This window comes from Aeromonas dhakensis (assembly GCF_000820305.1).
Taxonomy (GTDB): Bacteria; Pseudomonadota; Gammaproteobacteria; order Enterobacterales; family Aeromonadaceae; genus Aeromonas; species Aeromonas dhakensis.
This window is the reverse complement of sequence record NZ_CDBH01000002.1, coordinates 35,859-42,823: the sequence shown is the minus strand read 5'-3', so window position 1 is coordinate 42,823 and position 6,965 is coordinate 35,859. Positions and strand designations below refer to the sequence as shown.

Annotated in this window: 7 protein-coding genes; 2 read left to right on the top strand and 5 right to left on the bottom strand. The window is 62.9% G+C overall.

Annotated features, from left to right (window positions below; translation table 11 throughout):
• Positions 1-132: 132 nt before the first annotated feature.
• From rluB to rnm, 5 genes are all read right to left on the bottom strand, one after another.
• On the bottom strand, positions 133-1,056 hold the full coding sequence (gene rluB, locus BN1143_RS00205; protein ID WP_005302885.1) for a 23S rRNA pseudouridine(2605) synthase RluB: 924 nt from the start codon (positions 1,054-1,056) through the stop codon (positions 133-135).
• Complete coding sequence (scpB, locus tag BN1143_RS00200; RefSeq protein WP_017780785.1) at positions 1,049-1,645, bottom strand: SMC-Scp complex subunit ScpB; 597 nt, start codon at positions 1,643-1,645, stop codon at positions 1,049-1,051. Before scpB ends, rluB begins: the two co-directional genes overlap by 8 nt.
• A 32-nt stretch (positions 1,646-1,677) precedes the next feature.
• Entirely contained in the window at positions 1,678-2,568 is an 891-nt protein-coding gene (locus tag BN1143_RS00195) for a segregation and condensation protein A (protein ID WP_042049209.1), read from the bottom strand.
• Positions 2,561-3,181 (bottom strand): L-threonylcarbamoyladenylate synthase, encoded by a 621-nt coding sequence (locus BN1143_RS00190; RefSeq protein ID WP_005302891.1) that lies wholly within the window; start codon positions 3,179-3,181, stop codon positions 2,561-2,563. The genes BN1143_RS00195 and BN1143_RS00190 overlap by 8 nt, the downstream gene beginning before the upstream one ends.
• A 237-nt stretch (positions 3,182-3,418) precedes the next feature.
• A complete protein-coding gene (gene rnm, locus BN1143_RS00185; RefSeq protein WP_042049207.1) occupies positions 3,419-4,300 on the bottom strand; it encodes an RNase RNM in 882 nt (293 codons plus the stop codon).
• A 437-nt stretch (positions 4,301-4,737) separates the two neighbouring features.
• Here rnm and BN1143_RS00180 point away from each other — a divergent pair, with 437 nt between their 5' ends.
• Both BN1143_RS00180 and BN1143_RS00175 read left to right on the top strand, forming a co-directional pair.
• Positions 4,738-6,372, top strand: a complete 1,635-nt coding sequence (locus tag BN1143_RS00180; protein WP_042049205.1) for an anthranilate synthase component 1 — start codon at positions 4,738-4,740, stop codon at positions 6,370-6,372.
• Positions 6,365-6,964, top strand: a complete 600-nt coding sequence (locus BN1143_RS00175) for an aminodeoxychorismate/anthranilate synthase component II (protein ID WP_005347355.1) — start codon at positions 6,365-6,367, stop codon at positions 6,962-6,964. Before BN1143_RS00180 ends, BN1143_RS00175 begins: the two co-directional genes overlap by 8 nt.
• Position 6,965: the final 1 nt, after the last annotated feature.

Below are 6,965 nucleotides of genomic sequence, written 5' to 3'. Positions count from 1 at the left end.
CCCCGGCCCCCACCAGCCGCCTGCCTGGCCCCATTAATTCAGCAATCTTGCACATTGAACAATAACGGACGCAGCAGGCGCCAACGAAAAGGCCCGCCGAAGAGGCGGGCCTTTTACAGTGCGACGCGGCGCTTACTTGCTGCCGGTGCCGGAGTTGCGGGTCGAGGCTTGCGGCTTGCGACGGGCGGTAGTGGCGCGGGCGCGCGGCTCCTTGCCCTGCATCTCCTTGTGACGCTTGACGGCGCGACGGATCTGGGCGGCCTGCTTGTGGCGGCTGGCCTTGCCATCCTGCTGCAGATCGACCTTGGACTCGGTCTCCGGCGGCAGGTTGACCAGGCCGCGCAGGTAGTTCACCTCGGGCAGTTTGAGCTCCTGCCAGCCGCCGCGCGGGATGCCGCGATCCAGCTTAACGTCGCCGTAGCGAATACGCATCAGGCGGCTCACCTGCACTTCCTGGGATTCCCACAGGCGGCGCACTTCACGGTTGCGACCCTCGGTCAGGGTAACGTTGAACCACTGGTTCAGACCTTCACCGCCGGCCGGCTTGATCTTGTTGAACTTGGCCATGCCGTCTTCCAGCTGCACGCCCTTGCGCAGGCGCTGCAGCATGGCTTCGGTGATCTCGCCAAACACGCGCACCGCGTATTCCCGCTCCACTTCGTGGCTCGGGTGCATCAGCCGGTTGGCCAGCTCACCGTCGGTGGTGAACAGCAACAGACCTGAGGTGTTGACGTCGAGGCGGCCGACCGCGATCCAGCGGGCCCCTTCCATCTTGGGCAGACGATCAAACACGGTGGGACGACCTTCCGGATCGTGACGGGTACACATCTCCCCTTCCGGCTTGTGGTAAGCCAGCACGCGGCAGATCACTTCCTCTGCCGCGCGGGTCTTGACCTGGTGACCATCCACCCGGATCACGGCGTTCACTTCGACGCGATCCCCCAGCGTGGCGACCTTGCCATCCACACTGACCCGACCTGCGGTGATCAGGGCCTCCATCTCACGACGGGAGCCGTGACCCGCGCGGGCCAACACTTTTTGCAGTTTTTCACTCATCGGGGTTACCTGATTGTTGATCGCTGCCCGTCTCTGCCAACGTCAGAGTGGACAACGAGGGTTGCAGTTCGGGATCAAGCTCGGGGAGCTGCTCCAGACTCTGCAGATTAAAATAATCCAGAAATTCTCGGGTGGTGGCGAGCAGCTCTGGGCGACCCACCACCTCCTTGTGACCTATGCTGCGCACCCAGCCACGTTCTTTCAGGGTATTCACTATCTGGCTCGAGACCGCCACCCCACGGATGGCTTCGATCTCGGCCCGGGTGATGGGCTGACGATAGGCGATCAACGTCAGCGTCTCCATCACGGCGCGCGAATAGCGCGGGGCCCGCTCGCTCCAGAGCCTCGAGAGCTCCTCGGCGTACTCCTGGCGGGCCTGAAAGCGCCAGCCGGAGGCGACCTCCTTGAGCTCCACCCCCCGCTCGCTGTAATCCTGTTTGAGCTCCGCCAGCAGCAGCTGCACGTAGCGGCTGGTGACCGGGTAGTCCGCCAGTACGCTGCTCTTGAGCTCGCTGACGTTGAGCGGGCGCCCGGCAACGAACAGCGCCGCTTCGATCAGCGTCTTGAGTCGTTCAGCCGGCAGCGCCATGGTTCGCTCCTCGCATTATCGGCCGCAGTCGTTCAGTGGGCAGCGCCACGCTCGCTCTCCTCATGCTGGCCGGCCAGGGCAAAGTGGATCGGCCCCAGCGGTTCCGCCTGCAAGATCCAGATCAATTGCTCCTTGCACAGCTCCAGCAGGGCCAGGAAGGTCACCAGCACCCCCATGCGCCCCTCTTCGGCGCGCAGCACCTGCTCCAGGCGCAGGGTCTGGCCCAGCGAGAGCATGGCGAGGATCTCCGCCATGCGCACCCGGGTCGGGATCTGCTCGCGGCGGATCTGGTGATGTTCAAAATGAGTCGCGCGTTTTACCACACTTTGCATGTAAAGGGCGAGCTCAACCAGCGAAACATCGGGCGCCAGTGGTTTGAGATCGCCAAAATCCGGCGCCATGGCGCTGGCGACAAAGATCTCCCGCTCCAGCCGTGGCAACTCGTTGACCCGCTCAGCCCCCATCTTGAAGCGCTCGTACTCCTGCAGCCGGCGGATGAGGGTGACACGGGGGTCTTCCCCCTCCTCTTCGTCCTCCAGCTCCGGCGCCTTGGGCAGCAGCATGCGGGATTTGATCTCCGCCAACCAGGCCGCCATCAGCAGGTACTCGGCTGCCAGCTCCAGATTGAGCCCCTGCATCAGCTCCACGTACTCCATGTACTGGGCGGTGATCTGCAGGATCGGCAGGTTGAGGATGTCGAGCTGCTGGCGCCGGATAAGGTAGAGCAACAGATCGAGCGGCCCCTCGAAGGTATCGAGAAACACCTCCAGCGCATCGGGCGGGATGAACAAGTCCTGGGGCAGCTCATGGTAGGGCTGCCCCAGCACCCGGGCGATGGGAGAGAGCGCCGACGGCCCCCCCTCACTAGCCCCTGCGGGCGGCTGGGCGGCCGTCATGGCGACCGGTTCGACCGTATCACTCAAACGGGGTCGGATCCCCGGCACCGCGCCGACGCAGCACGGGTTCGTCGTCGGAGAAGTCCACCACGGTGGTGGGCTGCTCGCCCAGATAACCGCCGTTGACTACCAGATCCAGCTGTTTGCCCAGCTTGTCGAAGATCTCCTCCGGGTCAAACTCCGCCATGTCAGATTCCGGCAGGATCAGGGTGGTGGAGAGCAGCGGCTCGCCGAGGGCCTCCAGCAGCGCCTGGGCAATCTTGTTGTCCGGTACCCGGATGCCGATGCTCTTCTTCTTCTCGTTCATCAGGCGACGCGGCACCTCTTTAGTGGCCTTGAAGATGAAGGTGTAGGGGCCGGGGGTGTTGTTCTTGATCAGGCGAAACGCACTGTTGTCCACCTTGGCGTAAGTGGAGATCTCGGAGAGATCGCGGCACACCAGGGTGAAATCGTGGTTGGGATCGATGCGGCGGATGCGGCAGATGCGCTCCAGCGCGCCCTTGTCACCCATCTGGCAACCCAGCGCATAACCCGAATCGGTGGGATAGACGATGACGCCGCCATTCTGGATGATCTGCACCGCCTGGCTGATCAGACGGGCCTGGGGATTTTCCGGGTGTACGTAAAAGTGCTGACTCATGACTCGTTCTCGCAATGGGGGCAGCAATCTCTGCCCGCTTGATGGCCGCGAAGCCGGGCTTCACGACACTACCTTACTCTGTTTGGCGCCCGTTGGCGCCTGCAATACCGGGGCGGTTACCGGCTCGCCAGCAACTCTGCGTGTTGCTCAGTGGTAAGCCCGAAGTGACCGGGATACGCCAACCATAAATAAGGCCATACCCTCTTGTCCGGTATGTACCCTATTTCGCAAATGCTGTTACCGACTCGCCAGCAACTCTGCGTGTTGCTCAGTGGTAAGCCCAAAATGACCGGGATACGCCAACCATATCGGCATCCCCTCCTTGGGCAACCAGAGGTGGCGCCCCAGCTCGGTCCAGTTGGAGGGGAAGTGAAAATCCGATCCCACCGAGATATAGAGGTCGTGCTCTTTGGCCCACTGGCCAAGATTCGCCCGCTCCTGGGGGCTCTGCTGGGGCAAGGAGACCTCCATGGCATCGCCACCGGCCGCCTTGAAGGCCACCAGCAGCCGCTTGATCCACTTGGCGGTGAGATCGTAGCGGCTCGGGTGGGCCAGCACCGCCAGGCCACCGGCGCCGTGAATGGAGCTGATCGCCTCGCCCATCTCGGGCCACTCGGCCGGCACATAGCCCTTGTTGCCCCGGCTCAGGTACTTCTTGAATACCTTCTGCATGTTGTCGGCCACCCCGCGCGCCACCAGCACCCGGGCAAAGTGGGCCCGGGTCACGGCCGCATCACCGGCCAGCTGCTTGGCCTCTTCATAGGTGCCGGGAATGAGACACTTCTCCAGACGACGCCCTATTTCCTGGGCGCGTGCTTCGCGACGAGCCTGTTGGCCGACCAGAAAATCGGTGAGCGCCACATTTTTTTCATCCACCCCCAGCGCCACGATATGGATCTCGTGATGCTCCCAGCCGGTGGAGATCTCGACCCCGCTCACCAGCCGCAGCGGCAGTTGCTCGTGCTCGATGGTGCGGCGCACCTCATCAATCCCGGCAAGGGTGTCGTGGTCAGTAACTGCTAACACTTCGACCTGTTTTTCGGCGGCGCGGCGCACCAGTTCGGCGGGGCTCAGCACCCCATCCGAGGCCGTGGTATGGCAGTGTAGATCGAATCTCATCAGATTATTCCGCTCTCGTGGTCAGGTCACCATGGGTACACATTCGGTGAAAGAAGGCTAAAAAGCGACTTGACTTGGCCGCGGCTTTATCGTTTTCTGTAGGCACTTCATTGCAAACATCTTTTTACAGGACTTTATCATGCAAACGACTTCCATCCTGACCATCTGGTGGTGGCACACTCCCTGACATGCGGGCGTGTGGTCGTTGCTGTACCTGTAAATCTGACAGCAAATAAAGAACCCAAAGAAAAAGCCCGCTGACCCCAGCGGGCTTTTTTATTATCCGGCAAATGGACCTGTGATGAAACCGAGAATTCAGACAAGCAAGCTGACCTGGCGATGGCGCCCCTGAACCAGCCACCCCAGACCCATTAAATTTTCAAGGAATTCAACGTCATGAACATCGGTAAACAACATCACACGCAAGGGAACGCACTATGACAGCCAGCCATCGCCTTCCTCTGGGTGAATTCGATACCCTCACCCTCAACGCCCCCTACGTGGCCGACCCGCTGGCGCTCTACAGCGAGCTCTGCCAGGGTCGCCCCAACAACCTGCTGCTTGAATCGGTGGAGATCGACTCCAAGGCCGGCAAACAGAGTCTGCTGCTGGTGGACGCCAGCCTGCGCATCGAGTGCCGGGGCCGCACCGTGCGGGTGCGCAGCCTCAATGACAACGGCTCCCAGCTGCAGAGCCTGCTGGCCGAGCGCCTGCCGGCCGCCGTTGCCCAGAGCCTGGTGGCCGGCGAGCTGCAGCTCGACTTCCCGGCTTCTGATCGGGAGCAGGACGAAGACAGCCGCCTCAAGGGGATCAGCGTGCTGGACGTGCTGCGCACCCTGCAGCGGGAGCTCGATTGCCAGCTGGGCAAAGAGGCGCTCTTTATGGCCGGCAGCTTCGCCTACGACCTCATCGCCTCCTTTGAAGATCTGCCCGAAGTGCCACAGGGGAGCAACGACTGCCCCGACTACTGCTTCTACGTGGCCGAGACCCTGATCACCATCGACCATATCGCGCGCTCCACTGCGCTGCTCGCCTGCATCTTTGGCGGTGACAGCGACGAGAGCCGGGTGGAAGACAGATACCACCGCCTGAGCGAGCGCCTCGCCCAGTTCAAACACGCCTGCCAGCAAGCCCCCGCGCAGGCACCGGCCACCCCGCCCCTCGTCGGCGGCATGAGCGTGGACAAGAGCGACAAGCAGTTCTGCGCCGAGGTGGAGAAGCTCAAGGGCTTTATCCGCCGTGGCGACATCTTCCAGGTGGTGCCGTCACGCTGCTTCTCCCTGCCCTGCCCCAGCCCCATCGCCGCCTATCGCCGCCTCAAGCAGACCAACCCCAGCCCCTACATGTTCTATGTGCAGGACGAGGGCTTCACCCTGTTTGGCGCCTCGCCGGAGAGCGCGGTGAAATTCTGCGCCACCAGCCGCGACGTGGAGATGTACCCCATCGCCGGTACCCGCCGCCGCGGCTTCAACCCCGATGGCAGCATCAACCGAGATCTCGACGGCCGCATCGAGCTGGAACTGCGTCAGGACGAGAAAGAGGTGGCCGAACACCTGATGCTGGTGGATCTGGGTCGCAACGACATCGCCCGCATCTCGGAGCCCGGTACCCGTTACGTCAAGGAGCTGCTGAAAGTGGATCGCTACAGCCACGTGATGCACCTGGTCTCCAAGGTGGTCGGCACCTTGCGCGCCGACCTTGACGCCCTGCACGCCTATCAGGCCTGCATGAACATGGGCACCCTCACCGGCGCCCCCAAGATCCGCGCCAGCGAGTTGATTCGCATGGTGGAAGGCAAGCGCCGCGGCAGCTACGGCGGCGCGGTCGGCTACATCAACGGCGCCGGCGAGATGGATACCTGCATCGTCATTCGCTCCGCCTTTGTCAAAGAGGGTGTGGCCCACGTGCAGGCCGGTGCCGGGGTGGTCTATGACTCCAAGCCGCAAGCCGAAGCGGACGAGACCCGCGCCAAGGCGGCCGCCGTGCTGGCTGCCATCGCCGCCAGCCATGGCACCTCTCTGCAAGCCCTGAGCGCCCAGCAGGAGCAACATAAGGACGTGAGCCATGACTAATATCTTCCTGCTCGACAACTTCGACTCGTTTACCTACAACCTCGTCGACCAGTTCCGCTCCCTCGGCTATCCGGTGCGGATCTACCGCAACAGCCTGCCGGCCAGCCGCATCATGAGCGAGATCGCCGCCTGTGAAGGGGACGCCGTGCTGGTGCTCTCGCCGGGGCCGGGTGCCCCCCACGAGGCGGGTTGTCTGATTGATCTGATCAAGCTGGCCCGCGGTCAGGTGCCCATCCTCGGCATCTGCCTCGGTCATCAGGCCCTGTGCGAAGCCTACGGCGGCACCGTCGGCGCGGCAGGCGAAATCGTCCACGGCAAGCGCTCTTTGATTGAGCACAACGGCCACGGTGCCTTCGCCGGTCTGCCGAGCCCGCTGCCGGTGGCCCGCTATCACTCGCTGGTCGCCACCTATGTACCGGAAGAGCTGACGGTGATTGCCCACTATCAAGGCATGCCCATGGCCATCGAGCAGCAGGATGAGCGGGTGCTGGGCTTCCAGTTCCACCCGGAATCCATCATGACCTCGGAAGGGGCCCGCCTGCTGACCCAGGCGCTCGCCCATATCACCCGTCCAGTTAGCAGTGTGCGGTAAG

Excerpts from the sequence above, each read along its gene's own strand:
- rluB (WP_005302885.1), bottom strand. The coding sequence starts at position 1,056 with ATGAGTGAAAAACTGCAAAAAGTGTTGGCCCGCGCGGGTCACGGCTCC.
- scpB (WP_017780785.1), bottom strand. The coding sequence starts at position 1,645 with ATGGCGCTGCCGGCTGAACGACTCAAGACGCTGATCGAAGCGGCGCTG.
- BN1143_RS00190 (WP_005302891.1), bottom strand. The coding sequence starts at position 3,181 with ATGAGTCAGCACTTTTACGTACACCCGGAAAATCCCCAGGCCCGTCTG.
- rnm (WP_042049207.1), bottom strand. The coding sequence starts at position 4,300 with ATGAGATTCGATCTACACTGCCATACCACGGCCTCGGATGGGGTGCTG.
- BN1143_RS00180 (WP_042049205.1), top strand. The coding sequence starts at position 4,738 with ATGACAGCCAGCCATCGCCTTCCTCTGGGTGAATTCGATACCCTCACC.
- BN1143_RS00175 (WP_005347355.1), top strand. The coding sequence starts at position 6,365 with ATGACTAATATCTTCCTGCTCGACAACTTCGACTCGTTTACCTACAAC.